The organism is Marinobacter alkalisoli (genome assembly GCF_045449795.1).
Classification (GTDB): Bacteria; Pseudomonadota; Gammaproteobacteria; order Pseudomonadales; family Oleiphilaceae; genus Marinobacter.
The window spans coordinates 37,312-60,782 of record NZ_JBJJLB010000028.1; the positions used below are offsets into that span (position 1 = coordinate 37,312).

A 23,471-nucleotide genomic window follows, 5' to 3' on the forward strand; every position below is an offset into this window, starting at 1 on the left:
CTATACTGGAAATTCATATTCATAATGCTGCATCAGTTTTTCTTATGATCGATTACAAACTCCTGGAAGCCCTCGCCACAGTGATCGAATGCGGTGGTTTTGAACGTGCCGGCGCGGCCCTGGGACTCAGTCAATCAGCGGTGTCCCAGCGCCTGCGCACATTGGAAATCCGGCTTGGCCAGCCCGTTCTGATTCGTAGCCCGGTTATCAAGGCCACTCCTGCCGGTCAGCGGCTGCTGAACCATGTGCAGCAGGTGCAACTGCTGGAACGGGATCTGGCCGGTTCCATTCCGGCACTTTCGGAGCCAACGGCAAGGCTCCGCATTGCCCTGAACGCGGACAGTCTCGCCACCTGGTGGGCGACGGCTATTGGCGAATTCTGCGCAGAGGAAGCACTGCTACTGGATATGGTGATCGAAGATCAGGACATTGGCCTGCGCCGCATGCGCGAAGGCGATGTTGCCGCCTGCCTGTGCAGCAGCCCGCAACCGGTCGCCGGTGCCCGCTGCGTGCCAGTCGGCACGATGACCTACCTGCCACTGGCCACGCCGGCATATGTTCAGCGGTATTTCTCCAGCGGCTTTACGGCTGGCAATCTCGAATCCGCCCCGGCGATTGTGTTCGGCCCCAATGATCAGCTTCAGCACCGGTTTCTCGCCCAGTGCGGCTACCACGGCCCGGTGCCCCACCATCTCTGCCCGTCCTCGGAAGGCTTCGTGAAGCTGGCCCTGGCGGGGATGGGGTACGGCATGATCCCCCAGGCCCAGGTGCAACAGGAACTGGACACGGGACAACTGGTCAACATCGCCCCCGGCCAATCCCTGGAAGTGCGGCTCTACTGGCATTTCTGGCGCCATAGCGGCGGTGTTATGGACCGCCTGACCACGGCTATCCAGTCGGCCAGCCCCCTTGATCGATAGCCGTTACTCCCTTCCCCGCGTTACTGTTGCCATTCATCATTGGCGAGGATCATCTTCGGGATTCAGGTATTCAATGCCCCAGGGGCCGGTTCCGTGGAGCTGGATAACCACCTCTCCCTCGGTATAGCCGTACATCGGATCCCCGGGAGACATGATCGCCAGACTGCCTTCCGGCAGCTCCCTGGCGCTGTCGCGATTAAACTCCTCACCGTGGGCAAAGTAGAAGGTCCCGGACAACACCGTGACCCGCTCATAAGCCGGGTGAATGTGAGGCGCAATCACATAATCCGCAGGTAGCTTCAACCTCATGGTGAAGGGTTCGCCGGTTCCCAGGTCACCCTCCAGCACCGCAATCTGGGCACCCGGGGCCATGGAGCCCACTGGTCCCCACTTCAGTTCATCCGGTGTAATCATGGTGTGCCCGTCTCCCATGTAGGGTGTTTCCGCCAGCACGGCGGAACTCACGCCCATACAGAGAGCCAGGGCCGTTGCAGTGATCATTGTATTGGTAGCCATTGCATCTATCCTCCATATAAGGGTACCAACCGGGGATAACGCCCGGCTGGCCACAAGGACGCATGGGCATATTGATTTGTTCCCCGGTTTTTATCCGTTGCTGACGGGAACTTTCATTGGACTCCGCACGTCCCTGTGACATCTCCGGAGGGAGAACGTCATGGTAACGGCAACGCACACAGACAACCGCCCAAAGGCAGCGCGACGGGCAATGTTCGAGCAGGAAATCCACAGGCTGATGGATCGCCTGTACGGGACAGCGTTGCGCCTGTCACGAAACCCGGACGATGCCGAGGATATCGTCGCCGAAACGGTGGCAACTGCCTGGAACAAGCTTGACCAGCTGACGGACATCACACGGTTTGAAGGTTGGCTGTTCCGGATACTTAACCATACCTTTATCAACCAGTGGCGACGCCGCCAGTGCCGCCAGGAAAAGGAAGTGGCGCTGGAAACTGAAGGGAACGAAGGTGATTTTTCACTGTTCGCGAAATTGCACCAGCCATTCCTTTTGTGGTGGGGCGCACCGGAGCAATCGTTCCTGAATCAGATTCTGAAAAAGGATATCCAGGAGGCACTGGACCAGTTACCTGACGAGTTTCGGATTGCAATGGTGCTGGTGGAAATTGAAGGTTATAGCTATCACCAGACCGCAGAGCTGCTCGATATTCCCCTGGGCACCGTTCGCTCCCGACTCAACCGGGCCCGAGCCCTACTCCAGCACACCCTGTGGACTCAGGGGCGGGAGGCCGGTCTGACATCAACAGCCTCCGGGAAGGCGGGTCCCGGAAACGGAGGTACGGTATGAGCGAAGACATCATCTCCTGTCAGGAGGTCATAGAACGGCTATTCGCGTACCTCGACAGTGAACTCGATGACACGACCCGGGCAGAAATCGATCGCCACCTTCGTCGCTGCCATGACTGTTTCAGTCGAAAGGAATTCGAAACGCGCCTGAGGGAAAAGGTCGCGGCCAGCGGCACCGAAGAGGCGCCGGATCGGCTAAAGCAACGAGTAGAAGCACTGCTGGCGAATCGCTGAAGGGTAACGAAAGGAGCAGGGGCCATGGTCGCGATCCTCGGGTATTCCAAAAGCCAGATTACCTCCGCCGTCCAGGACATGTATACACAGGTCGCCGAGGCGCCCCAATCTCCCTTCCATTTTCCAGTGGGGCACCAGGCCCTTCGTGCCCTTGATTACCCCCAAAACCGGATCAGATTGCTGCCGGAGGACATTGCCGCCTCCTTTGCGGGGGTTGGTTATCCCTTTAGCGGCAATGCCATCAGGGCCGGGGACACCACTCTGGATCTGGGTGCTGGGGCAGGCAATGACAGTTTTCTTGCACTGGACCTTGTCGGCCCCGATGGTCACGTCATATCGCTGGACCTGACCTCGGCCATGACGCGCAAACTGAAGCAGCGTGCTGAAACACAAGGCGCCAGTATCGATGTGATCCAGGCAACCGCCGAGCATCTTCCCTTTGCCAGCGGCAGTATCGACAGCATCACCAGCAACGGCGCCCTCAACCTTGTGCCCGACAAACGAAGGGCGATCACGGAGATGTTTCGGGTCCTCAAACCTGGCGGCCGCCTACAACTGGCCGACGTGGTCATCAATCGACCGGTTACGGTGGACTGCGATTCCGATCCCAGGTTATGGGTGGAGTGCGTGGTTGGCGCCACCGTCGAGGAAAACCTTCTGGCCATGCTGGGGGATGCCGGTTTTGAAGATATCAGGATCATCCGGCACATCGACTATTTCGACCACAGCCCGAGCCACCAGACCCGGGAGGTGGCGAAGAGCTTTGGCGCCCGTTCAGTGGAAATCGCCGCCCGCAGGGGCGGCCAGGCACCGGGACATCTGCAGCAATGGTTGCGCAGGAGCCATCCCAGGCGCTGGCTGACCGCGCTCAGACAACAGGGATTTCTCGGCGTTACTGCCCTGATGCTGGCCTTGCTGACGTGCTACGGCCTGCTTGCTGCCACTATTCTGTTGGCAACACTGGGCGTTCAGCTGACGCTTGATCTTCAGCTTTGGTCAGGAGGCATCGGGGTCTTTACGGCACTGACCGTGCTCGCCGTCGCGGTGGGGAAACGGCGTCATCACCGCATTACGCCGACCCTGATAGCCTTGGCGGGGGCTGGCCTGGTGTTCTTCGCACTGTTTGTCTCCTACTGGTTTGTTGTAGAACTGGCCGGTTTCATTCTGTTGATAGGTGCGGTATTCCGGGACCTGACACTTCGCCGGAGAGATGAGGCCCGGCGCCTGGGGCTCACTAGGGACTAACGTTAAACACTCCATGCACCACGGTTTCCCCGGAGGAGTCACTGCTCACGGCCGTGATCTGGTGCTGTCCGTCCAGGCCCTGGAGGTCAAATGGATAGGCGTTGCGGGGTGGCGTCAGGATGGTGCCCGCGAAATCCCAAGGTGCGTTGCCCTCCACCTTGATCGGTTTGGCTAGCCGATTGGGGTCGTCAAGGTAGAACGATACCTTCTCAATGCCAGCCGCCTCGGGGACAAAGACATAGACATTGCCGGACAGGGTTGTGCCATCCAGCGGAAACGCTGAGCTACGGTCCGGAGACAGGGATACCAGAAGTCCGGAGCTGGACTGCTGGCCATAGAACAGGTCAACGCTCACGGATTCCTGATCGCCGCTGTCCGCCAATACCGTGACCTGCCCATGATACTGCCCAGGGGACAGGTCGTTGACCTGCGCGGTCACGGTCAGGGTTTCCGGCAGGGTACCGGAGGACGGGCTGACCGTGAGCCAGCTTGCGTTGGTTTGGGCGGTATAGGCCAGCACCTGGCCGTCGGTCATTTGAGCCAGCACGCTGTCCTCCGCCATGGATTGCGGTGCTATCACCTGCAACGAAAGCCTGGGCGGGCTGACCGCCAGTTGAGGCGCATCATTGGCAACCTGGAAACTGGAATCCACTAGCACTTCCAGACCACTGCCCAGGGACAAGCGAGCACCCATTGCATGGCCGCCATCGGCCAGTGTCTCTGTGTCAAACGGGTAGGCACTGTCGTCCGGGGCGGTTCCTCCCAGATCAAACGGGGCCATGCTCTCTGTCTTGGTGACTGTGCCAGTTCCGGTGGGGTCATCCAGGTAGAAGCGCACCTTTTTGACGTCGGTATCCGGGCTGGTGAAGATATAGCGATTACCCTGCAACACGGCGCTTTCCAGGGGCTGGGCCGACAGCCGTTGTGGGTTATCGGCCACCCACAGGCTGTAGTCCGAGGAGCCAACCACCAGCGACACCGGCAACCAGGTAGCATTGTCCGCCCCATCCGAGAACTCCAGAACCCCACTGTACTTGCCCACGGCCAGCCCCTGGGCGTCGGCGGTGAGCTGGAAGTTTGCCGGCGTAGTGCCACTTACGGCGGACACCGACAGCCAACCCGGTATCTGGGTCACCTCGAATGGAATGGTTGTGCCATCGGCCGTCAGTTGCACCTCCAGGCTCTCCACTTCCCCGGGTTCCAGATTGAACGCCACTTGCGTAGGTTGGGCGGCGAATTCCGGGCCGCAGGTCTGGGTGGTATAGCGTACCCGGTCGATTCGCAGGGGCGGCGCCCCGTTACCCGCAACACCATGGATATCGACATCCAGCACCCCCGCCGAAGACACTGTCAAATGCGCGTAATGGTGCAGGGTATTGTCCCGTGTAACCGTCCAGTCAGGTGGCGGCGATGACGACCAGGGGGAAAACCCCTTGGAGATATTACTGAGCTTGCCACCGGGAGCCACCTTCAGCCAGGTAACCCCATCGTCCAGTGTATAGCAATGGCGATCAGTGGATGTCGGAGTATTATCGGCGGGCACGCTCTCCAACGGATAGGTTCGCTCATAGGATTGGTCGTGGGCAGTTAATACAACCTGCACGCCGGCGGCTTCGAACACAGGTCCCAGTTGGCCCCGCAATGTCAAGGCGGATGGATGATTCTTGCCATCGGAGAACGGCGCCGCATGAAAGAAAGGAATCAGCCAGCGCTGTCCCTGCTGGGAGGCAGCGGCCAGATCGGCGGCCAGCCAATCGAGCGCATCCTGGGGCAGGGTCTGGAATTCATCTACCCCGAATACCGCTACGAAATGGATGTCCCCAACATCGAAACTGTACATACGCCGGTTGTTCCAGCCGTCCGGCGTGGGGAAGTACTGCACCCAGGTGTCAAAGCCCTCACCCAGCACCACCTCATGGTTGCCATATACCGGCATCATGGGCGTATTCCCCGCCACTGCCGCCATTTGATCAAACCAGGCGGCAATGGTGCGTTCCAGGGTGCCAAACCGCTTGTCGGTATCAAAATAGACGTAGTCACCGCCCAACAGCACCAACCGGGGCGACAGGGCGGCAATCTCCGCGATCACTTGCTCGGTCCCCGTTGCCAGGCCATCGGTACGGCCAACCAGCCCGGTATCCGCCACGAACACTGCGTCAAAATCCTGGGGCCCCGGAGCAGGCGCGGTCTGGCTTTGATAGACCTTGCTCCACACACTGTCCGCCAACGCCACGCGGAATTCATAGGGGGTATCGGGTATCAGCCCGGAAAGGGCAACCTTGAGATACCTGCCATCCGATGTTTGATGATTGAGCGAACCGCTGGCCTGAGCCCAGTCGGAATCACCGGTCATTCTGTAGCTCACCATGGCCGGCACCGATGCATCCGGGGTGAACCAAACCAGGCTTAACGATGTGGCCGGGTCCGCTTGCCAACCGACATGCAGCTGCTGGGCCTCATCACCAGGCTCGGGGGCTGGCTGGTTCGTCACCTGCATGCCCACATCCAGGTTTTGTACGGTGACTCCGCCCTTGTTCAACTGGGCCCTCAGGGCGTAGGTGCCATCCAGCAGTTCGTGAGTGTCGAAGGGCAAGGCGAGTTCATCCGGGGTTGTACCCTCCAAGTCCCAGGGCACGTTGTTCTCGGTTTTAACCAGTGTGTTATCCAGGTAGAAGCGCACCTGGTCCATATCATCAGCGTCGGCCACAAAGACGTAGACCACGCCCGAGACTGGCCCGGATGCAACAGGTGTGGGAGCGCTGCGATCGGGGGATGTGGAGACCATCAATGAAGTGGCCTGCAGTGCGCTGGAAACCCCCATTATCAGGGAGATTGCAAGCGCCATGATCACCGGTAACCATTGCCGAATGTGGTTCATGACGCCCCTCTCCTTTAGCTTATCCGCAAAGAGACACTCTGGAAATACGGCAGCATATTCAGTGCCAGCGCTGCAACTGGCTGAACGCTATGGGGAAGGTTTTGGCGGGGTCGCCATTAGGCGAGTATTGTGTAAGAAAAACTGACATCGGGTGGTGGCTGAACACGACGCTGTCACAGCATTAGATCAACGGCTTACCTTGAAAGTTACCAACCCTATTTTTCAGTTACCGACTTTATTTCAATCCCATATAATGGCCAGGTATTACCGGCTAACGCACTGATCTCAAAAAGGACGACGAATTGGATCTGACAACGCCCGCCCTGCTGTTTCCTGCTATCTCACTGCTGTTGCTCGCGTACACCAATCGCTTTCTGGTACTGGCGCAGCTGATTCGTCAGCTCAGGCAAATGGATACCGAAGAGGACCATGCATTGATCGCCCGGCAGATCGGTATGTTGCGAAAGCGGATAGTGCTGACCAAGCGCATGCAGGCTTACGGCGTGCTCAGTTTCTTCCTCTGCACTGTCTCCATGTTCCTGCTCTTCCTGGGGGCTGAATTGGCCGGGGTGGTGGCTTTTGGCGCCAGCCTGGTGTTGCTGTCTTTTTCGCTGCTGTATTCCCTGTACGAGATACAGATTTCAACCAACGCCATCAACGTTGAGCTGGCCAGTTTCGAAGCCCGGAAAAGTACCGGCAGGGAAGATATCGACTATTCCTGATGCTCCGGGTGACCGGAACCCGCTTCCCTGACACCAAACCAGCGCGGAAAACGGAGCAGGCAGAACAGGGCAATCATGTCGTAGACCGCGTGCCAGATCATGACCAGCGCAATACTGTCAGACAGAACATAAGCCACACCCAGAATCAGCCCCAGCCCAGTGGCGATCAGGAAATAGGTGAACGACACATAGTGCACCAGACCGAAGAAAACCGAAGCCACCAGTACCGCGACAGTGGCGTTGGTGTGTTCCAGCAACCAGCCCTGCACCGCGCCACGGAACAGCAATTCCTCGCCAATGCCCGCCAGTAACGACAGCACAATCAGCATGGTCCGCGAATAGCTGGACGCAAAGTTATACAGCCCCTGCATCTGCCGCTCCAGATTATCCGGCAGTAATCCGGGAATCTGTGTGAATAAAAGCAGCGTGACATAAGTGAGCAAGGCACCGACCACGCCGTACACAAGGCTGAGCCATAGGCCAGGCCCCAGGAGCGGCACCGTGATATCGAAAATCAGAATGGCAGCCAGGCCGAGCACGCCAATGGCGCCCTGGAACACCAGGGCTGCCATGGGGGAGATTCCGGATGTGCGCCGGTTTCTCATAGGCATTTACTGCTCAAACAGCGGTTTTACCGGGAACAAGGCATCGTACTGGGGGGCCTGCTTCTGCGCTTTGGCCTGGAAGGATTTCATCATGTCGGTGGGACGGAACATGCCGGCCTGCCATGTGGCCATGTACTTCAGGCTGTCTTCCACGCTGTGATCACGGCTGTAGTTCAGCATTTCCTTGCAGCCGGTGACCGCCAGCGGTGAGTTGGCTGCGATTTGCCCTGCCACCTTCATCACGGCCGCCAGCATGGCTTCCTGATCGGCATAGACCGAGTTCACAAACCCAAGGCTCCGGGCTTCTTCCGCCGAGAACTTGCGCCCGGTGTATGCCAGCTCCCGAACCACGCCCTCCGGCATCAGTTTGGGCAGACGCTGAAGGGTGCCGACGTCGGCTGTCATGCCCAGCTCAGTTTCCTTGATGGTGAAATAGGCATCTTCCGTGCAGTAACGGCTATCAGCCGCACAGACAAGATCCAGCGCACCACCGATGCAACCACCGTGTATAGCGGCCAGTACCGGCAGACGGATCTTTTCCAGCGATGTCAGGGTGTCCTGCAACTGCAACACGACCCGGCGCAGATTTTCCGCCATACGGCCGGGATCGCCGCTCATGGGTACGGATTTCGGGTCGCTGAATACACTCAGATCCATCCCCGCGGAGAAATGCTTGCCAGTGGAGGAAATCACGATCACCCGTGCGTCGGTGTTGGCCTCGATATCCTGCATGCACTGTGGCAGTTCCAGCCAGAACGCCTTGTTCATGGTGTTCAGCGCTTCCGGGCGGCTGAACTGCACATGGGCGATGTGGTCGGATACCTCGATGGAAAAACTCTGATAGTTCGCAAGTTCTGGCACGTAGCACTCCTTGTATGGGGATCTGGTTCAGGTCTGGGGCAGATTAAACCATGTTCCCGCGCCATTCACCCATAGGGATTCAATCCGTGACGCTTGTCCCTGCCCTCTAGTGTTTCTTTCTACGGAATCGCGGTGGGCAGTACCACCAGGTCAGCACAACCAGCAGCCCGAACAGCGTATAGGCCAGGATGAACACCCAGGCTGGTGCCTGGTAGTAGAGCAATTCCTGCAACCAGTACTGCACGAAACTCCCGGAATAGCCCGCTTCACCAGCTTGAGAACGCAACCACACCTCCAGTGTGGTCAACGGGCACAGAACCCCCAGCCACGCCTGCAGCACCACTATGGCAATGGCAATCACATGGGCAAGCCGGAACCACAGGTTATTGACCCATACCCAGCCCCGGAGGTTACCGGCAATAATCAAGACCAACCCACCGACAACAAACAGTACGATCACCGCATGAATCGTCAGGACCGTATCGGCCAGGATCTGGTATGGCATGTCATTCCTGGCCCGACTTGCCGTGAGGCATGACCACCCACTCTGGGTCCTCAAACTCGCCCAACGGTTGGATCTCCACAAACGGCGCGGCGCTACGGATAATGTCGGTGATTTCAGGGTTCTTGTCAGACTCCATCGCATCCCGTGCCGCCTTGCTTTCCCAGGTGGCGATGGCAATCAACGTGTCGGGATCACCAATCTTTCGATGCAGCTCTGTTCCCCTGGCCCCGGGGGCCTGCTGGATCAGCTCACTCGCCCGTACCCAGGCATCTGCGTAGTCTTCAGCGGTGTAGCCATCTTTGATACGAACTTCAAAGATATACTTCATACAACCTCCCTTGGTATATGCCTATACGAAATAGCTTTGCATTCCGTTCCCACTGGGGTACAGTGAGTCCCGTTGGAAAGATAGAGCAAAGCATTTCATCAATAAGACGCATCTCTGTTGTAATTAGTAGTGCATCGTCCTGTTTTTGACCACGCCAGTTTTTTGTTTCCGCATTCCGCTGATCAGTCATCACGCCGATGATCTGACGGCAAGTTAAATAATTGAATTCAGGATAGTTAAATATGTCTACTGTTACCGGTACTGTTAAGTTCTTCAACGAAGCAAAAGGCTTTGGCTTTATTACTCGTGAAGGCGGCCCGGACGTTTTTGTTCACTACAGCGCCATCCAGGGCGGCGGCTTCAAGACTCTGGCAGAAGGCCAGCAGGTTGATTTCACCGTAACTGAAGGCCAGAAAGGTCCTCAGGCGGAAAACGTAGTTGGCCTGTAAATAACAGCCAATACGTAGTAAAAAAGGCAGCCTCGGCTGCCTTTTTTTCGTTCAGCGGACGCCTATTTGCCCAGCAACTCCCCCACCGGGCGTAAGTTGACGATATGATCGCAAAGAGACTTGGTGATCATCAGAATGGGAGTGGCAATAATTAACCCGACCGGTCCCCAGATCCACCCCCAGAACAGCAGACCGATAAAGATCGAGACGGTGTTCAGACTGGATACTTTGCTGGTCATCCACGGTGTCATCAGGTTGCCCTGAATACTGGTGATAATCAGGGACGTCACCGCAACAATGATTGCCATATCAGGCGTTCCAAACTGAAGGAAAGCCGCCAACCCGCACCCGATAAACACCAGAAACGGGCCCAGGTAAGGAATTGCACTGGCCACCCCCGCCGCGACACCCCACAAACCTGCTTCTTCAACCCCCAGCGCGAGAAATGCCATCCAGGTAGCCAGGCCGACAAACAGGGCACCGATCAGCATCACGAACAGAAACCGCCGGACCTGATGGTGAAATTCGCTCATGAGGCGAGCTGCATTGCGCATGCGGCGAAGCGAAGGCCCGGACAACCGTATGATTTTCCTGCGGTACAGTTTGCCAACGGACAACTGAAAATACACCAGTAACAGCACGGAAAACAGCTGGGATATGAGCAACAAGGCTGATGATGAGCCCCTCAGCAGGTAGTTCCTGAGGTTAAAGGAGTCGTCGACAATTCGCACGGGTGTGACCCCGGGTTCGGACTCCTCCTCGTCCTCCGCGGTGGATTCTATTTCCTTGACCGCCTTTTCTGCTTTCTCCAGCATATCCTCTTCGCCGGTCACAGCTGCGCTGGCCCGTATCTGTTTTACTTTCTGGGCTGCCAACGGCACCTTGTCCAGCATAGACATGGCCTCACGCTGGAGAGGGATACTGGCGATCGACACCATGGCAACCAGGCTCAAAAGGATAATAGCCGCGCCGATAGCCCGGGGAATCCGAAGCCGCTCCAGGGCAGACACCAGCGGGTCAAGGGTGTAGGAAACCAGCACCGCAACCACCAGCGGCAGCAGAATGGCCTCTGCCCAGTCGATGAAGTAAACCGTCGCGATAGTCGCAATCACGACCAGGGCGGCATCCCTTATATTGATCTTCCCCGTCAAGCCCCGCTGTTCCGGAGCTGAAGGTTCCCTCTCAGTGTCTTTCATGGGGTTCGTCCTTCCCACCCGCCCTAGCTGCTACCAGGGCAACAGCTCCCCATTGCTGTGCCAGAACGAACCGGTGTTTTCCAGGTTCAGTTCCTCAATTCGATCTGCCAGACCTTTCGCGGATTCCGTGGGCGTGATCAGCCCACCGAAATTCACCATGCGGGTTTTGACATAGCCCGGGTGCAACTGGGCAACGGCAATGCCTTTTGGTTGCAGATCCACGGCCAGGGATTTCCCAAAGGCGTTCAACGCCGCCTTTGACGCGCGGTAACCGTAACGACCGCCGGAATCGTTGTCGGCAATCGAGCCCATGCGGCTGGTTATGTTGGCAATCTTGCCGCCGTAGGGAATCTGGCCCACCAGCGCCTCGGCCACACGCAACGGTGCGTAGGCATTGATTTCCATCTGGGTACGGATGGAGTCGAAGTCGATACTGCCCAGCTTCTCATCCTGCAACAGACCGGCATTATTGATCAGCAGGTCAATGGTCTGGCCTTCCAGTTCGCTCACCAGCTTTCGGATACCGTCGTCCGAGGTGACATCCACGCCCTCAATGACCTTCGCAGCCGATTCCCGCAATTCCGCGGAGGCCTCACGGCATATTCCAATCACCTGGCAGCCTTGCCCCGCGTAATGTCGAGCCAGTTCAAGGCCGATACCACGATTGGCACCGGTAATAACCACCGTCGGGTTCTCAGACATATCCCTTTTCCTCCTGCAGACTCATTGATGCGCCAAGACATTAGAGTATGGCATCACTGGGGCAGGCAGGCCAAAATGGCCGTGCTTGCACGAAAACAATAAACGAAACCAGCATAAGGCTTACCCTGTGACGAAGACTACTTTCCGAGTTGTCATTTTTGGTGCCGGTAGCATCGGCTGCTATCTGGGCGGGCGGCTGCTGTCCGCCGGCGTTGATGTGATTATGGTTGGCCGGCCCGGAATGCAGGAGGTGCTTCAGACCAATCCCCTGGTGGTGACCGACTACGAGGGCTTCAGCTTTCGCAGCCAGCTTGCCGAAAACCGGTACGTAAGCTCCGCCGAAGTCGCCAAAGAAGCGGACCTGGTTCTGGTCACGGTGAAATCCGCAGCGACGTCTGAGGCGGGCAAACAGCTCGCCCCCTGGGTGCCAGCAGGCATACCGGTAGTCAGTCTGCAGAACGGAATCTCCAACGCGTCACACCTTCAGGAAGCGATGCCGGAAGCCACCGTGCTGGCCGGCATGGTGCCATTTAATGTGCTACAGCAGCAGCCGGGACATTTCCATCAGGGTACCGAAGGCCACCTGATGGCAGAGCAGCATCCATCCCTCGATCCCGCCCTGCCCTGGTTTGATAAGGCAGGATTACCCCTGGAACCGAGGTCCGACATCGAATCGGTGATGTGGTCCAAGTTGCTGCTGAACCTCAACAACCCGGTAAACGCGCTTTCAGGACTCCCCCTGCTTGAGGAGCTTTCACAGCGGGACTATCGCCGCTGCCTTGCCCTGGCGCAACGTGAAACGCTGCAACTTCTGAAGACCGCCGGAATCCCGACCGTCAAACTGACCGGCCTGCCGATGAACCTGATTCCGCCACTGATGGAGACGCCGGACTGGCTGTTTACCCGGTTGGCGAAACAGATGCTGACCATCGACCCGGTCGCCCGCTCCTCCATGTGGGAAGATCTCCAGGCCGGACGGCCGACGGAGATAGACTGGATCAATGGCGAAGTGGTGAAACTGGCGGAACGACTGGGGAAGGATGCCCCCGTCAACCGGAAGCTGGTGGAATTGATGCACGAACGTGAGCAAAAACCAGCAACCTGGAGCGCCAGGCAACTACTGAATGCGCTGAGAGACGTTCGGTGAGTTCTCCACGGTCAACGGACGGAACATGCGCCGATACTGCCCGGGGGTCAGCCCGGTCAGGCGCTTGAACAGCCGCCTGAAAAAGGAAACATCCTCATACCCGGCCTCCACGCTCACTGCTTCAACCGAAAGGTTGCCCTGTTCCAGCGCCCGTTTCGCCTGTTCAATACGAAGATTCTGGAGGTACTCCATGATCGATACCCCCGTAGCGGCCTTGAAGCGTCGCTTGATCGTTCGCTCCGGCAGACCGGAGGCCTGGACCAGCCGGGTCACGGCCTTCGCATCCCGATAATTCTCTCGCAGCCACTCCTCACAACGGCGGACAGCCGAATCGGCGTGGTGGGTGCGACGTACCAGGCCGGTATACGGTAACTGCCCCTCACCGTGCCACTTCAACAGGTAAACCTTCGCAATGCGCATGGCCTCGCCAATACCGACGTAGCGGGCAATGATATGTAGTGCCAGATCGTGCCACGATGTGGTGCCACCGGCGGTCACCAGACGGCCACCGGGATGGGCGTAGACCAGGTTGGCTTCCGGCCGGAAGCGCACCTTCGGATAACGGGTCCGGAACAGCTCCTGATAGCCCCAATGGGACGTCGCCTCACAGTGGTCCAACAACCCGCTCTCCGCGAGCAGAACCGAGCCTGAACACGCCGAGTATACCGTCGCACCCTCGTGATATTTACGGTTAATCCAGGCCATCAAGACATCGTACCGGCCACCGATATCCTCTTCCGGCCCGAGCCAGATTTCCGGCAGAATCAATACATCCAGCGATGGATCCTCAGTGACGGCGCACTCCGGCTCTACCGGAATACCGTGGCCACAGTGAAACGGCGAGCGGGTTACCGAGACTATACGCACATCGAATGGCCGGAATGGCACGCTGTCGCCCACAAGGGTCTGCCAGAGATTGCCCGTCGCCATCAGCACATCCACCATGCCGTACAACGCCGAACCCGCCGTTTCCGGCAAGGCCAGAATCAGAACCCGGGTTACTTTCGGTTGATTGAGTACCATGGCTTTTGGCCCCTGTGCGAGTTCGTGGCACAAACACCCTCTTTTTGTCAAAAATCCATCTGACCAGTGGCGCTGTCAAGCCTTAATTTATCCATGGGCGCCTGGAAAGACGCCCCCGGAATTCCCGGCAACCAATGACGATGAGAAAGGTGAAGACAGATGAACACCCAGGTAAACATCCACACCCGTAACGGCCTTGACCTGATCCAGATGGGCCAGACCATAGAAGCCCTGAAGAACACTCCCTCCCTCGCCCAGTTCGAATTCCGGGCCAATAACCGGTGGATCAACGGCGGAGAAAACCAATCCACCATCCGCGGATTCTACGGCGCGGGCGCCGAGGATGAATCCCGCTCCGAGGACTTCACATTCACCAATGGCGAGCCTCCGGTATTGTTGGGCAACAACGAAGGCGCCAATCCTGTCGAGTTCCTGCTGCACGCGCTCGCAGGCTGCGTGACTACCACCACGGTGTTGCACGCCGCTGCCCGTGGAATCACCATTCGTAAGCTGTCCACCCGGTTATCCGGCAACATCAACCTGGAGGGACTGTTGGCCCTGAATGACGAAGCGACGGTGGGTTACGAAAGCATTCGGATACTTATGGATATCGAGGCGGACTGCAGCGACGAAGAGCTGGACGATCTGCTGTCGTTCGCCAAGGGCCACTCACCGGTATGCAATACCGTGTGCCGGCCAGTACCGGTGACCCTCGAGCGCGTCTGAAGCCCCATGCGGGGCGGGCACCTCCCGCCCCGCCTCTGGTCGCCCCGGTAGATTTGTGTAAGATGGGTTGTCCCCTTTCACGCCACCGCAGGAACCGGAATGTCATCAGCGCTGATCTATGCCATCTTTGCCGCAACACTGATCGCACTGAGCATTTTCTACCTGTTCTTCTACCGCCAATGGCGCCGCCAACGGGAATTGCAACAAACCTTTCCGGACCGGTGGCGACAACTGCTGAATACCCAGGTGCCCCTGTACCGCAGACTTTCCCCGTCATTGCGACAACAGCTTGAACAACGGGTGCAGCTGTTCCTCTCGGAAAAATCCTTCTACGGGTGCGATGATTTTGATGTGGATGACACGGTCCGGCTCACCATTGCCGGTCACGCCTGCCTGCTGATTCTGGCCCGTGACTATAGCGATTTCGATGAAGTACGCAGCATCCTGGTGTATCCGGACGCCTATCACGTGAGGGATGTGGAAAACGATGGCATGGTGGTGAGCGTCAGTAACCAGATTCGTGCCGGTGAAGCCTCCAGCCGTGGCCAGGTGGTACTGGCCTGGGCGGAATGCGAAGAAGGTGCGGTGAATCCAAACGGCGAACACAACGTGATTCTCCATGAATTCGCACACCAGCTTGATTACCTCGACGGCACCGCGGATGGCGCGCCTCCGCTCAGCGGCGAACAGGCCAGGCAGTGGCAGCAAACCATGACCCGCGCCTATGAACACCTGCGCCACTCGCTCCGGCATCACCAGCACAGCTGGCTGGATCCTTACGGTGCCACTGAGCCGGCTGAGTTCTTTGCCGTGCTGACAGAAGCCTTCTTTCAGCAACCCAAACACCTGAACGACGAACAGCCGGAAGTGTACGAAGCCCTCTGCGGGTTCTACCGCTTTGATCCGCTCACGGATGTGTCCGGTGATCAGGCTGCGCCTGTCGCAGGCCACCCGAAAACTTCTCACTGAGAAAGTCCACCAACGCCCTGACCTTGGGCGCGACAAACTTGCGGGTAGGATAGATGGCGTAGATTCCCAACTCCGTGGAACGGTACTCGGGCATCACTTCCACCAGCGATCCCGCCGCCAGGTCTCCGCCCACCAGAAAATCCGGTTGTAGGATAATACCCTGATGGCTGAGCGCCACGGCACGACAGGTGTCGCCGTTGTTGGTGTTGAGCCAGGGTTGAATGCGAACAGACACCGCACCATTCGGCCCTTCAAAATGCCAGTCGTGACGCGTGGCCAGATTGCTGTAGGCGATGATTCTGTGCTCCGCCAATTCCGACGGGTGCTCCGGCGTTCCGTGGGTTGCCAGGTAGTCCGGCGAAGCACACAACATTATGCGGGTAGAGGCCAGCTTGCGACTGATCAGCGTGGAACTGGGCAGGCTGGCAATGCGGATAGCCAGGTCAAAGCCTTCCTCGACAATATCCACAATCCGGTCAGCCAGACTGACCTCCAGCTGTACATCCGGGTGCCGCTGATGAAACTCCCCCCAAAGCGGCCCGAGATGGCCAATGCCAAAACTCACCGGAACATTGATTCTCAGCAGCCCGCGGGCATTACCGCTGCGGGAATCCAACTCCGCCTCGGCCTCCTCAACAGCTGACAGCAGTTCCTTGCATCGAAAATAGAAGACCTCTCCCTCATCCGTCAGAGACAGCCGACGGGTGGTGCGGTGCAGCAGCCTCACGCCCAACCGCGTCTCCAGGTCATTTACATACCGGGATGCCGCCGCTTTGGAGACCCCCATCACTTCAGCTGCCCGAACAAAGCTCTTGGCATCCACCACAGACACAAAGGTCTGCATCTCCAGCAATTTATCCATTGTTTCATTTACCGAGACAGTTAATATCAGTTCCCCATGTTTATCCCACTTAGCATGACGAGTAAAGTTCACTCCATGGTTTAGCAACGAACCCACACAGGAGAGAACACAATGAGCACTCAATTGATCAATCGCGTTTTTGCAACCAACTCAAGCTGGGCTGCCCTGGCACTGAGAATCCCCGTTGGCATCATCTTTGTGGCGCACGGCGCCCAGAAACTGTTTGGCTGGTTTGGCGGTTACGGCCTGGAGGGTACTGGCCAGTGGATGGACTCCATCGGCCTCAGCCCGGGCTACCTGATGGCCCTGATGGCCGGCGGCGCGGAATTCCTCGGCGGCCTGGCCCTGATCATCGGCCTGCTGGTTCGGCCCGCCAGTGCGGTCCTCGCCTTCGCCATGCTGATCGCGATCTTCAGCGTGCATATCGGCAACGGCCTGTTCATGAGCAACAATGGTTATGAGTTTGGTCTTGCACTGCTGGCCGTGTCTGTATCGCTGGTCTTCAGCGGTGGTGGCCGGGCTTCCGTAGACGCCCTGCTCGCCAGGCAGTAAGACCGAACGAAACCATCAGCCCGCGCCAAAAGGAGAATGACATGAAGACATTACCAAGCCTGTTCGTCTCCCACGGCGCGCCCACCTTTGCACTGGACCCTGGCCTCGCTGGCCGGGGTCTGGCTGAGTTGGGGCGTACGCTGAGTCGGCCAAAGGCAATACTCGTGGTGTCTCCTCACTGGATGACACGTGGAGTAGAGGTGGGTACTGCTATCCGGCCGGAGACCATCCACGATTTTGGCGGATTTGATCCTGCCCTTTACGACATCGTATACCCGGTCACTGGCCAACCTGAGGTCGCCACCCGCGCCCTGGAACTCCTATCAAAGGCAGGCTGGCCGGCAACCGCTAATCAACACCGGGGACTCGACCACGGTGCCTGGGTGCCCTTGCTGCACCTGTTCCCGCAAGCCGATGTACCGGTATTTCAGGTGTCCATGCCATCGGATCTGGATGCGAATTCGGCCTTTCAGTTTGGCCGGACCCTTTCACCACTGGCCGACGAGGGCGTACTGATCGTCGGGTCCGGTAGCCTGACCCACAATATCCATGAGTTCCGAAACAGACACGATGACGGCGAGGCTTATGCCAGCGAGTTCTCCGAATGGATCCGCCGCGCAGTTATGGATGGGGATCTTCACCCGCTCCTGAACGCCCTGGAACTGGCGCCCCATGCCCGGCGTGCACACCCGACCACGGAGCACTTCTTACCGCTGCTGGTCTCACTCGGCGCGGCAAGCGCCCCTTATGAGGCTCGCGTTATTGAAGGCGGCATCCAGCATGGGGTACTGGCAATGGACTCCTTTGTTTTTGATCATTGTCCATTGCCCTTCACGCCCAACCGGTCCAGGTAGACGTGAAGTTCCTGTTCACTGATGTTCACATACTCCAGCACCCGCCCGTACAACATTACGGTGGGCACGTTACGACCGTTCAGTTCACGCTGGGTTTCCTGAAGCACAAACAGGATTGTCCGCTCTGTGCGCGTCAGGCCATCGCGAACATCGGGAATGACTTCACGCACTGCGTTAAATGAGGGCGATGTTTTTGACATCAGTCACCCCACCGAACAAGACAGAATGCGGGACAGATGGCTATACGGCAGCCCGGTCTCCCGATGCCAGTTGGTGAACGCCTGCTGCGCCTGGACCAGGGCTTTCTTGCTTCCAGGTGTCGCGTCCAGCAGTTCCTCCCGCCGCAGCCCGGCGACCACATCCGGTGACAGGATAAAACCGTCCCAACCGATCCTGCGCAAAAAGTACTGAGCCGTGTTGCCGCCCAGACGTGCTCCATTACGCTTGAGCCAAAGCAGCAGGCCCACCTGATCCTCGGATGGCCAGTTGCCCAGAAACGCGCCGAAACTGCCCTGCTCGCGGGCAGCATCGACGATCATACGGGCGTTTTCAGGGACCGTACGGATCTTCTGCATGTTTCGCACAATGCGTTCATCCCGCACCAGATCTTCCAGCACTTCCGGCGGCACCTGCTGCCAATAGAGCGGTACAAAGCCCTGAAACGCCGCCTCGAAGCCCGGCCACTTGTTCTCAATCACTCGCCAGACAAACCCTGCCTTGAAAATGCAACGGGTAACTTCGGACAGGTAGCGGTCATCTCCAATCGCTTCCAGCTCTCCGGCTTCCGCCACACGAGGCAGGAGTGAACGCAACGCCACCTCACCCCCTTTGTGGGCTGCGGCCTGGTCGTAAATTCTGGAGAAGGACATGATGCATTCTTCCGGGTTTCAGGTTGTCGAAACTGACCATTCTGGTCCACTATAAAAGAACAAACCAATCGGATCAGTGAGGCATACATATGCCAGCTATAGGATGGATATTCATCATACTTGCCCTCGGTCTGGTGCTTGGTAGCCTGTTTATGCTGCGCGATAGCGCCAGCAAATTCCGGATCTCTGACGAAAAGATGAAAAAGATCCAGCAGCGCAAAGCGGAGGTCGAGGCCGAGGAAAGTGCCGAGGACAAGGAGAACTAAGCTCCCTGTCCATGCTGTCAGTGGTGCTCATGCCCCTGCATGCCCATCTTGTCTTTCTTCTCTGGAGCCGTGGCGCTGTCCAGTGATTCAACATTCAGTTCAACATCCATTGCCTCTCCGCCGTCAAAGTTTACGGTCAGTGGAATGCTCTCACCTTCTTTCAGCGGCCCCTTCAGTTTTTCCAGCATCAGGTGATAACTGTGGGGTTTGAGTTCCACGGTTTCGCCGGCAGGGATGATCAGACCGTCATCCAGCGGCCGCATGCTCATCACACCATCGGTCATGGTGCTTTCATGAATGGACACATTGCCGGCTCTGGGGGTGTCGGCACGGGTAAAGGTAATATCGCTGTCGCCGTTATTGGTGATTGCCATATAACCCACTCCCATGGGCGTACCCGGAGGTGTGGGCCGGCTCCAGGGGTGATCAATGGTGACATCACCTCGAGTATAGTCGTGTGCCATCGCGGATGTGGTGATCAGGGTGCTAGCAGCCAGCAACAGGGCAGCGGTCAGGCATTTGGTTGTGGTCATGGTGTCTCACGTAAGTTGCGTTTGAATGAAACGGGCAATCTGTTCAAGATTCAGGCAGTCCGGAAGGACTGATCAATTCACGCCTTTTTGACGAACTCCGATTTCAGCTTCATGGCACCAATGCCGTCGATCTTGCAGTCGATATCGTGGTCACCATCCACCAGACGAATGTTCTTCACCTTGGTGCCAACCTTGACCACGGCACTGGAGCCTTTCACTTTCAGATCCTTGATCACAGTCACGGTATCGCCATCCTGCAATTCATTGCCGTTGGCGTCACGGATCAATTGTCCGGCCTCTTCGGCCGCCGTTTCCGCCTCACTCCATTCATGGCCACATTCCGGGCACACCAGTTGAACCCCGTCTTCGTAGGCATACTCGGACTGACACTGCGGGCAAGGCGGAAGCTGGGACATGGAATGGTTCCTGTAGTGATATAAAGAGCGCCAAGTTTACCAGAAACCATGGCCCCTGGTGCGGCAACGACTAACCGCCAGGCGAAACCCGCGCCAGCACGGTCGGGTTCTCCGACAAAGGCAGGGCAATGATCACCCCCTCATTCGACGCCGGATACACATCCGTGAGCCGGGTAATATTGACCTGATGAGACACCAAAACAACAGGCGCCCCTTCTCCCAAGTCATTCACCAGTGCAATGGTCTGCTTCGTTGCCATACCGCCATCCCCGCGATTGCCGAAAAACGAATTCAGAGACGGCCACTCAGTCACTGTCCCCATATTCATTTCCGTAGCCGTCTCCATACACCGACACCACTGGCTGCTGAATACACGGGCCTGCCGGATCCCCTGTTCTTGCAGGAATGGCTTCCAGGCCCAAGCCTGCTCCCGCCCCTGTTCGTTCAGGTTCCGCTGGGTACTGCATTCATCAAGATCAAAATTGCCAGGGTCCCCGGTACCGGGTGCCAGGGCATGACGCAGCATCAGCACCGCACGGCCTTCCCGCAGAGCCTCCCAGGCGTCTTCGTTCTCAGCGTTCACCATTACTGGTGTACCGATGAAAACCGCGAACAAAAATCCGACTACAAATCGTCGCACCATAATAGTCATCTCCCTCGAACTGCTTTGCCGCACAACAAGGCCGCGGAGTTATCTGTTCTGCCGGAGGGCGCTCTTTAAGATCACTGTCCAAAAATGTCGGAGGCCATGGATGGCCGGAGATCAAGCGCACAGGGATGTGCTTGTAGCGTTTTTTGGACAGTGATCTTAAAGGGCGCCTGGCACCCAATTCACAGACCCGGTAAACAACACGCGGAACAAACCTACCAAGCTCACTACAACAAAAGGTAAACTTCATCCCAGAACCATACCGACAAAGGAACCAGCCATGCCAATCTGGGTTGACGCCGACGCCTGCCCCGTTCCCATCCGGGAAATCCTCTGCCGCGCCGCCACCCGCTGGCAGATCGACACCACCTTCATTGCCAACCACGCCATCAGCCTGCCCCCGAGTCCCTACATCAAGCGTATGCAAGTGCCCCAGGGCTTTGATGTCGCGGACAACGAAATCATGGATCAGATGAGCCCCGGAGACCTGGTCATCACCCAGGATATCCCTCTGGCAGCCGAGGCGATCGACAAAGGCGCCGACGTCTTCAACCCCCGGGGGCAGGCCTTCACCAAAGAAAACATCCGCCAACGCCTGGCCATGCGCAACTTCATGGAAGAAATGCGCAACGCCGGCCAGGTGACAGGTGGTCCAGCCCCTTTCAGCCAGACCGATCGCAAGGAATTCGCCGACAAGCTGGACCGCTGGCTGCAACGCCACGCCCACAAGTGATAATGATTCTGTTTTAAAACCCGGACAAATCCGCTACCCTTCCCGGCTTTATGCCTGTAGGTGCCTGTACCTGCGTGTTTCACGGGAGAGAAGCGAAGTATGTCCTCACACAGCCACACAACCACCAGCAGCTTTGCCGCCCTCGCCCGCCTGCTGAAGTACGCCCGGGGCTACCGCCGGCAGATCATTGCAGCCGCCACCTGCTCCGTCATCAACAAGCTCTTCGACATCGCGCCGGAAATTCTCATCGGTGTCGCCATTGATGTGGTGGTCAACAAGGAAGAGAGCTTTGTAGCTGGCCTGGGGTTCGAAACCGCCCAGGAACAGATCACCATTCTGGCCATTCTCACCTTCTTCATCTGGGCCGGCGAATCGCTGTTTGAATACCTGTTCCAGATCCTCTGGCGCAACCTGGCGCAACGACTGCAATCAGACCTTCGGCAGGACGCCTACGAACACGCCCAGCGCCTGGACATGAGTTTCTTCGAAGCCCGCAGTTCCGGTCAATTAGTGGCCACTATGAACGACGACGTGAACCAGCTTGAGCGTTTCCTGGACGGCGGCGCCAACGCCATGATCCAGGTACTGGTCACGGTGGTCGCTGTGGGCGCGGTGTTCTTTGTACTCTCCCCGCTGATCGCGCTGCTGGCGTTCACCCCGATTCCCCTGATCGTCTGGGGCGCTTTCTACTTCCAACGCAAGGCCGGTCCTCTGTACGCCGATGTACGGGAAAAAGTGGGTGATCTGTCCAGCCGCCTGGCCAACAACCTCGGCGGCATTGCCACGATCAAGAGCTTCACCGCCGAGCAACGTGAGGCCCAGCGGCTAAAGGAAAGCAGTGAAGCCTATGTGGAAGCCAACCGTCGGGCTATTCGCATCAGCTCCGCGTTCATCCCTGTGATCCGCATGGCCATTCTGGCCGGCTTCCTCGCCACCTTCACTGTTGGCGGTATGATGGCCCTGAACGGCACCCTGAACGTGGGCGCCTACGGTGTGCTGGTGTTCCTGACCCAACGCCTGCTTTGGCCATTGACTGGCCTTGCGGAAGTCATTGACCTGTTCGAACGGGCCATGGCCAGCACCCGCCGTATCCTCGACCTGTTGTCCGAACCGGTGCATGTACGCGATGAGGCCGGGAAAACTCTCAACGAGCCCGTAAAAGGCGAAGTGGCGCTGGAAAACGTAAGCTTTCACTACCCCACCAGCGGCGCCGGCATCCGCGACATAAACCTGCAAGTGCCAGCAGGCAACACCCTCGCTCTGGTCGGTGCGACCGGCTCAGGGAAATCCACCCTGATCAAGCTGTTACTGCGATTTTACGACCCCAGTCATGGCGAGATTCGCATCGATGGCCAGCCCATTCAGAGCATCAGCCTGAAATCCCTGCGCAGCGCCATCGGCCTGGTGAGCCAGGATGTGTATCTGTTCGAAGGCAGCATTCGCGAAAACCTGGCGTACGGCAAGCCCGATGCATCCGATGCCGAGATCATTGAGGCCGCCAGAACGGCAGAAGCCTGGTCATTCATCGAAGCACTGCCCGACGGCTTGGATACCGCGGTGGGTGAGCGCGGTGTTCGCCTCTCCGGCGGCCAGCGGCAACGCCTGTCCCTCGCCCGCGCGCTGCTGAAGAATCCCCCGATCCTGGTCCTGGACGAGGCCACCAGTGCGGTGGACAACGAAACCGAGGCGGCCATTCAGCGATCCCTGAAACGAATTGGCCATAACCGCACCGTGATCATGATTGCCCATCGCCTTTCCACAATTGTCGATGCGGATTCCATTGCCGTGGTGGACGGCGGCAAGGTCGTGGAAAGCGGTACCCATCAGCAACTGCTTGAGCAGAACGGGGCCTATGCCGCCCAGTGGCGAGTGCAGACCGGCCAGGTTTAAAACCCGGTCGGCTC

The 23,471-nt window shown here is 58.0% G+C and carries 29 protein-coding genes; 14 read left to right on the forward strand and 15 right to left on the reverse strand.

Going from position 1 to position 23,471, the window contains the following annotated elements; genetic code table 11:
- The first annotated feature begins 44 nt into the window (after positions 1 to 44).
- A complete protein-coding gene (locus tag ACJO3M_RS13960; protein ID WP_407002003.1) occupies positions 45 to 920 on the forward strand; it encodes a LysR family transcriptional regulator ArgP in 876 nt (291 codons plus the stop codon).
- 36 nt (positions 921 to 956) lie between these two features.
- Here the strand turns inward: ACJO3M_RS13960 and ACJO3M_RS13965 are convergent, their stop codons facing one another.
- Positions 957 to 1,436, reverse strand: coding sequence for a cupin domain-containing protein (locus ACJO3M_RS13965; RefSeq protein ID WP_407002004.1), 480 nt, complete (start codon positions 1,434 to 1,436; stop codon positions 957 to 959).
- Positions 1,437 to 1,596: 160 nt separating this feature from the next.
- On the opposite strand from ACJO3M_RS13965, the gene ACJO3M_RS13970 reads away from it, so the two are divergent.
- From ACJO3M_RS13970 to ACJO3M_RS13980, 3 genes are read left to right on the forward strand one after another with little or no spacing between them, the layout of a single operon-like run.
- A complete protein-coding gene (locus tag ACJO3M_RS13970; RefSeq protein WP_407002005.1) occupies positions 1,597 to 2,244 on the forward strand; it encodes a sigma-70 family RNA polymerase sigma factor in 648 nt (215 codons plus the stop codon).
- Positions 2,241 to 2,477: a mycothiol system anti-sigma-R factor gene (gene rsrA / locus ACJO3M_RS13975; RefSeq protein WP_407002006.1), complete on the forward strand. Its 237-nt coding sequence runs from the start codon at positions 2,241 to 2,243 to the stop codon at positions 2,475 to 2,477. Before ACJO3M_RS13970 ends, rsrA begins: the two co-directional genes overlap by 4 nt.
- Positions 2,478 to 2,501: 24 nt before the next feature.
- The gene (locus ACJO3M_RS13980) at positions 2,502 to 3,722 is read left to right on the forward strand and encodes a MerC family mercury resistance protein (RefSeq protein ID WP_407002007.1); all 1,221 of its coding nucleotides are present in this window, start codon (positions 2,502 to 2,504) and stop codon (positions 3,720 to 3,722) included.
- Here ACJO3M_RS13980 and ACJO3M_RS13985 read toward each other — a convergent pair.
- On the reverse strand, positions 3,712 to 6,600 hold the full coding sequence (locus tag ACJO3M_RS13985) for a BACON domain-containing protein (RefSeq protein ID WP_407002008.1): 2,889 nt from the start codon (positions 6,598 to 6,600) through the stop codon (positions 3,712 to 3,714). The genes ACJO3M_RS13980 and ACJO3M_RS13985 overlap by 11 nt on opposite strands.
- Positions 6,601 to 6,902: 302 nt before the next feature.
- Between ACJO3M_RS13985 and ACJO3M_RS13990 the strand changes: the two genes are divergently transcribed.
- A complete protein-coding gene (locus tag ACJO3M_RS13990; protein ID WP_407002009.1) occupies positions 6,903 to 7,322 on the forward strand; it encodes a DUF2721 domain-containing protein in 420 nt (139 codons plus the stop codon).
- Here ACJO3M_RS13990 and ACJO3M_RS13995 read toward each other — a convergent pair.
- The 4 genes from ACJO3M_RS13995 to ACJO3M_RS14010 all read right to left on the reverse strand — a co-directional run bounded on the left by ACJO3M_RS13995 (position 7,313) and on the right by ACJO3M_RS14010 (position 9,621).
- Positions 7,313 to 7,894 (reverse strand): CPBP family intramembrane glutamic endopeptidase, encoded by a 582-nt coding sequence (locus ACJO3M_RS13995; protein ID WP_407002010.1) that lies wholly within the window; start codon positions 7,892 to 7,894, stop codon positions 7,313 to 7,315. The two genes, ACJO3M_RS13990 and ACJO3M_RS13995, sit on opposite strands and share 10 nt — an antisense overlap.
- A gap of 39 nt (positions 7,895 to 7,933) precedes the next feature.
- The gene (locus ACJO3M_RS14000; protein WP_407002011.1) at positions 7,934 to 8,788 is read right to left on the reverse strand and encodes a crotonase/enoyl-CoA hydratase family protein; all 855 of its coding nucleotides are present in this window, start codon (positions 8,786 to 8,788) and stop codon (positions 7,934 to 7,936) included.
- A gap of 106 nt (positions 8,789 to 8,894) precedes the next feature.
- Positions 8,895 to 9,293 (reverse strand): DUF2784 domain-containing protein, encoded by a 399-nt coding sequence (locus ACJO3M_RS14005; RefSeq protein ID WP_407002012.1) that lies wholly within the window; start codon positions 9,291 to 9,293, stop codon positions 8,895 to 8,897.
- A gap of 1 nt (position 9,294) precedes the next feature.
- The gene (locus tag ACJO3M_RS14010) at positions 9,295 to 9,621 is read right to left on the reverse strand and encodes an antibiotic biosynthesis monooxygenase family protein (RefSeq protein WP_407002013.1); all 327 of its coding nucleotides are present in this window, start codon (positions 9,619 to 9,621) and stop codon (positions 9,295 to 9,297) included.
- A gap of 242 nt (positions 9,622 to 9,863) precedes the next feature.
- On the opposite strand from ACJO3M_RS14010, the gene ACJO3M_RS14015 reads away from it, so the two are divergent.
- Complete coding sequence (locus tag ACJO3M_RS14015; protein ID WP_406988534.1) at positions 9,864 to 10,070, forward strand: cold-shock protein; 207 nt, start codon at positions 9,864 to 9,866, stop codon at positions 10,068 to 10,070.
- A gap of 62 nt (positions 10,071 to 10,132) precedes the next feature.
- On the opposite strand, the gene ACJO3M_RS14020 is transcribed toward ACJO3M_RS14015, so the two are convergent.
- Both ACJO3M_RS14020 and ACJO3M_RS14025 read right to left on the reverse strand, forming a co-directional pair.
- On the reverse strand, positions 10,133 to 11,266 hold the full coding sequence (locus ACJO3M_RS14020; protein WP_407002015.1) for an AI-2E family transporter: 1,134 nt from the start codon (positions 11,264 to 11,266) through the stop codon (positions 10,133 to 10,135).
- A 30-nt stretch (positions 11,267 to 11,296) separates the two neighbouring features.
- Positions 11,297 to 11,968, reverse strand: coding sequence for an SDR family oxidoreductase (locus tag ACJO3M_RS14025; protein WP_407002016.1), 672 nt, complete (start codon positions 11,966 to 11,968; stop codon positions 11,297 to 11,299).
- A 127-nt stretch (positions 11,969 to 12,095) separates the two neighbouring features.
- Here ACJO3M_RS14025 and ACJO3M_RS14030 point away from each other — a divergent pair, with 127 nt between their 5' ends.
- Positions 12,096 to 13,115 carry a 2-dehydropantoate 2-reductase gene (locus ACJO3M_RS14030; RefSeq protein WP_407002017.1) on the forward strand — a complete coding sequence of 340 codons (1,020 nt, stop codon included), beginning with the start codon at positions 12,096 to 12,098 and terminating at the stop codon, positions 13,113 to 13,115.
- Here ACJO3M_RS14030 and ACJO3M_RS14035 read toward each other — a convergent pair.
- A complete protein-coding gene (locus ACJO3M_RS14035) occupies positions 13,086 to 14,138 on the reverse strand; it encodes a GlxA family transcriptional regulator (protein WP_407002018.1) in 1,053 nt (350 codons plus the stop codon). The two genes, ACJO3M_RS14030 and ACJO3M_RS14035, sit on opposite strands and share 30 nt — an antisense overlap.
- Before the next feature lie 159 nt (positions 14,139 to 14,297).
- Between ACJO3M_RS14035 and ACJO3M_RS14040 the strand changes: the two genes are divergently transcribed.
- Both ACJO3M_RS14040 and ACJO3M_RS14045 read left to right on the forward strand, forming a co-directional pair.
- Complete coding sequence (locus tag ACJO3M_RS14040; RefSeq protein WP_407002019.1) at positions 14,298 to 14,864, forward strand: OsmC family protein; 567 nt, start codon at positions 14,298 to 14,300, stop codon at positions 14,862 to 14,864.
- A 99-nt stretch (positions 14,865 to 14,963) separates the two neighbouring features.
- Complete coding sequence (locus ACJO3M_RS14045) at positions 14,964 to 15,833, forward strand: M90 family metallopeptidase (protein ID WP_407002021.1); 870 nt, start codon at positions 14,964 to 14,966, stop codon at positions 15,831 to 15,833.
- Here ACJO3M_RS14045 and ACJO3M_RS14050 read toward each other — a convergent pair.
- Complete coding sequence (locus ACJO3M_RS14050; protein ID WP_407002022.1) at positions 15,772 to 16,695, reverse strand: LysR family transcriptional regulator; 924 nt, start codon at positions 16,693 to 16,695, stop codon at positions 15,772 to 15,774. The two genes, ACJO3M_RS14045 and ACJO3M_RS14050, sit on opposite strands and share 62 nt — an antisense overlap.
- A 111-nt stretch (positions 16,696 to 16,806) precedes the next feature.
- Here ACJO3M_RS14050 and ACJO3M_RS14055 point away from each other — a divergent pair, with 111 nt between their 5' ends.
- Both ACJO3M_RS14055 and ACJO3M_RS14060 read left to right on the forward strand, forming a co-directional pair.
- Positions 16,807 to 17,247 carry a DoxX family protein gene (locus ACJO3M_RS14055; RefSeq protein WP_406988522.1) on the forward strand — a complete coding sequence of 147 codons (441 nt, stop codon included), beginning with the start codon at positions 16,807 to 16,809 and terminating at the stop codon, positions 17,245 to 17,247.
- 41 nt (positions 17,248 to 17,288) lie between these two features.
- Positions 17,289 to 18,101, forward strand: a complete 813-nt coding sequence (locus ACJO3M_RS14060) for a DODA-type extradiol aromatic ring-opening family dioxygenase (RefSeq protein WP_407002023.1) — start codon at positions 17,289 to 17,291, stop codon at positions 18,099 to 18,101.
- On the opposite strand, the gene ACJO3M_RS14065 is transcribed toward ACJO3M_RS14060, so the two are convergent.
- Both ACJO3M_RS14065 and ACJO3M_RS14070 read right to left on the reverse strand, forming a co-directional pair.
- Positions 18,062 to 18,301: a hypothetical protein gene (locus ACJO3M_RS14065; protein WP_407002024.1), complete on the reverse strand. Its 240-nt coding sequence runs from the start codon at positions 18,299 to 18,301 to the stop codon at positions 18,062 to 18,064. The two genes, ACJO3M_RS14060 and ACJO3M_RS14065, sit on opposite strands and share 40 nt — an antisense overlap.
- 3 nt (positions 18,302 to 18,304) lie before the next feature.
- Entirely contained in the window at positions 18,305 to 18,970 is a 666-nt protein-coding gene (locus tag ACJO3M_RS14070) for a DNA-3-methyladenine glycosylase I (protein ID WP_407002025.1), read from the reverse strand.
- 89 nt (positions 18,971 to 19,059) lie between these two features.
- On the opposite strand from ACJO3M_RS14070, the gene ACJO3M_RS14075 reads away from it, so the two are divergent.
- Positions 19,060 to 19,236, forward strand: coding sequence for a DUF2897 family protein (locus ACJO3M_RS14075; protein WP_407002026.1), 177 nt, complete (start codon positions 19,060 to 19,062; stop codon positions 19,234 to 19,236).
- A 17-nt stretch (positions 19,237 to 19,253) separates the two neighbouring features.
- Here ACJO3M_RS14075 and ACJO3M_RS14080 read toward each other — a convergent pair whose 3' ends face one another.
- From ACJO3M_RS14080 to ACJO3M_RS14090, 3 genes are all read right to left on the reverse strand, one after another.
- Positions 19,254 to 19,769: a copper chaperone PCu(A)C gene (locus ACJO3M_RS14080; RefSeq protein ID WP_407002027.1), complete on the reverse strand. Its 516-nt coding sequence runs from the start codon at positions 19,767 to 19,769 to the stop codon at positions 19,254 to 19,256.
- A 77-nt stretch (positions 19,770 to 19,846) separates the two neighbouring features.
- Positions 19,847 to 20,185, reverse strand: coding sequence for a zinc ribbon domain-containing protein YjdM (locus tag ACJO3M_RS14085; protein ID WP_407002028.1), 339 nt, complete (start codon positions 20,183 to 20,185; stop codon positions 19,847 to 19,849).
- A gap of 70 nt (positions 20,186 to 20,255) precedes the next feature.
- Positions 20,256 to 20,771 carry a histidine phosphatase family protein gene (locus ACJO3M_RS14090; RefSeq protein WP_407002058.1) on the reverse strand — a complete coding sequence of 172 codons (516 nt, stop codon included), beginning with the start codon at positions 20,769 to 20,771 and terminating at the stop codon, positions 20,256 to 20,258.
- Positions 20,772 to 21,114: 343 nt separating this feature from the next.
- Here ACJO3M_RS14090 and ACJO3M_RS14095 point away from each other — a divergent pair, with 343 nt between their 5' ends.
- Entirely contained in the window at positions 21,115 to 21,567 is a 453-nt protein-coding gene (locus tag ACJO3M_RS14095) for a YaiI/YqxD family protein (RefSeq protein WP_407002029.1), read from the forward strand.
- Between the two features lie 99 nt (positions 21,568 to 21,666).
- Positions 21,667 to 23,457 (forward strand): ABC transporter ATP-binding protein, encoded by a 1,791-nt coding sequence (locus tag ACJO3M_RS14100; protein WP_407002030.1) that lies wholly within the window; start codon positions 21,667 to 21,669, stop codon positions 23,455 to 23,457.
- Positions 23,458 to 23,471 lie beyond the last annotated feature (14 nt).

Bases quoted from the DNA above. Each gene is read 5' to 3' on its own strand.
- ACJO3M_RS14005 (WP_407002012.1), bottom strand. From the start codon at position 9,293: ATGCCATACCAGATCCTGGCCGATACGGTCCTGACGATTCATGCGGTG.
- ACJO3M_RS14075 (WP_407002026.1), top strand. From the start codon at position 19,060: ATGCCAGCTATAGGATGGATATTCATCATACTTGCCCTCGGTCTGGTG.
- ACJO3M_RS14045 (WP_407002021.1), top strand. From the start codon at position 14,964: ATGTCATCAGCGCTGATCTATGCCATCTTTGCCGCAACACTGATCGCA.
- ACJO3M_RS14050 (WP_407002022.1), bottom strand. From the start codon at position 16,695: ATGGATAAATTGCTGGAGATGCAGACCTTTGTGTCTGTGGTGGATGCC.
- rsrA (WP_407002006.1), top strand. From the start codon at position 2,241: ATGAGCGAAGACATCATCTCCTGTCAGGAGGTCATAGAACGGCTATTC.
- ACJO3M_RS14025 (WP_407002016.1), bottom strand. From the start codon at position 11,968: ATGTCTGAGAACCCGACGGTGGTTATTACCGGTGCCAATCGTGGTATC.
- ACJO3M_RS14090 (WP_407002058.1), bottom strand. From the start codon at position 20,771: ATGGTGAACGCTGAGAACGAAGACGCCTGGGAGGCTCTGCGGGAAGGC.
- ACJO3M_RS14100 (WP_407002030.1), top strand. From the start codon at position 21,667: ATGTCCTCACACAGCCACACAACCACCAGCAGCTTTGCCGCCCTCGCC.
- ACJO3M_RS14035 (WP_407002018.1), bottom strand. From the start codon at position 14,138: ATGGTACTCAATCAACCGAAAGTAACCCGGGTTCTGATTCTGGCCTTG.
- ACJO3M_RS13965 (WP_407002004.1), bottom strand. From the start codon at position 1,436: ATGGCTACCAATACAATGATCACTGCAACGGCCCTGGCTCTCTGTATG.
- ACJO3M_RS14060 (WP_407002023.1), top strand. From the start codon at position 17,289: ATGAAGACATTACCAAGCCTGTTCGTCTCCCACGGCGCGCCCACCTTT.
- ACJO3M_RS13985 (WP_407002008.1), bottom strand. From the start codon at position 6,600: ATGAACCACATTCGGCAATGGTTACCGGTGATCATGGCGCTTGCAATC.
- ACJO3M_RS13980 (WP_407002007.1), top strand. From the start codon at position 2,502: ATGGTCGCGATCCTCGGGTATTCCAAAAGCCAGATTACCTCCGCCGTC.
- ACJO3M_RS14085 (WP_407002028.1), bottom strand. From the start codon at position 20,185: ATGTCCCAGCTTCCGCCTTGCCCGCAGTGTCAGTCCGAGTATGCCTAC.
- ACJO3M_RS14095 (WP_407002029.1), top strand. From the start codon at position 21,115: ATGCCAATCTGGGTTGACGCCGACGCCTGCCCCGTTCCCATCCGGGAA.
- ACJO3M_RS13995 (WP_407002010.1), bottom strand. From the start codon at position 7,894: ATGGCAGCCCTGGTGTTCCAGGGCGCCATTGGCGTGCTCGGCCTGGCT.
- ACJO3M_RS13960 (WP_407002003.1), top strand. From the start codon at position 45: ATGATCGATTACAAACTCCTGGAAGCCCTCGCCACAGTGATCGAATGC.
- ACJO3M_RS14070 (WP_407002025.1), bottom strand. From the start codon at position 18,970: ATGTCCTTCTCCAGAATTTACGACCAGGCCGCAGCCCACAAAGGGGGT.
- ACJO3M_RS14080 (WP_407002027.1), bottom strand. From the start codon at position 19,769: ATGACCACAACCAAATGCCTGACCGCTGCCCTGTTGCTGGCTGCTAGC.
- ACJO3M_RS13970 (WP_407002005.1), top strand. From the start codon at position 1,597: ATGGTAACGGCAACGCACACAGACAACCGCCCAAAGGCAGCGCGACGG.
- ACJO3M_RS14040 (WP_407002019.1), top strand. From the start codon at position 14,298: ATGAACACCCAGGTAAACATCCACACCCGTAACGGCCTTGACCTGATC.
- ACJO3M_RS14055 (WP_406988522.1), top strand. From the start codon at position 16,807: ATGAGCACTCAATTGATCAATCGCGTTTTTGCAACCAACTCAAGCTGG.
- ACJO3M_RS14015 (WP_406988534.1), top strand. From the start codon at position 9,864: ATGTCTACTGTTACCGGTACTGTTAAGTTCTTCAACGAAGCAAAAGGC.
- ACJO3M_RS14065 (WP_407002024.1), bottom strand. From the start codon at position 18,301: ATGTCAAAAACATCGCCCTCATTTAACGCAGTGCGTGAAGTCATTCCC.
- ACJO3M_RS14020 (WP_407002015.1), bottom strand. From the start codon at position 11,266: ATGAAAGACACTGAGAGGGAACCTTCAGCTCCGGAACAGCGGGGCTTG.
- ACJO3M_RS14010 (WP_407002013.1), bottom strand. From the start codon at position 9,621: ATGAAGTATATCTTTGAAGTTCGTATCAAAGATGGCTACACCGCTGAA.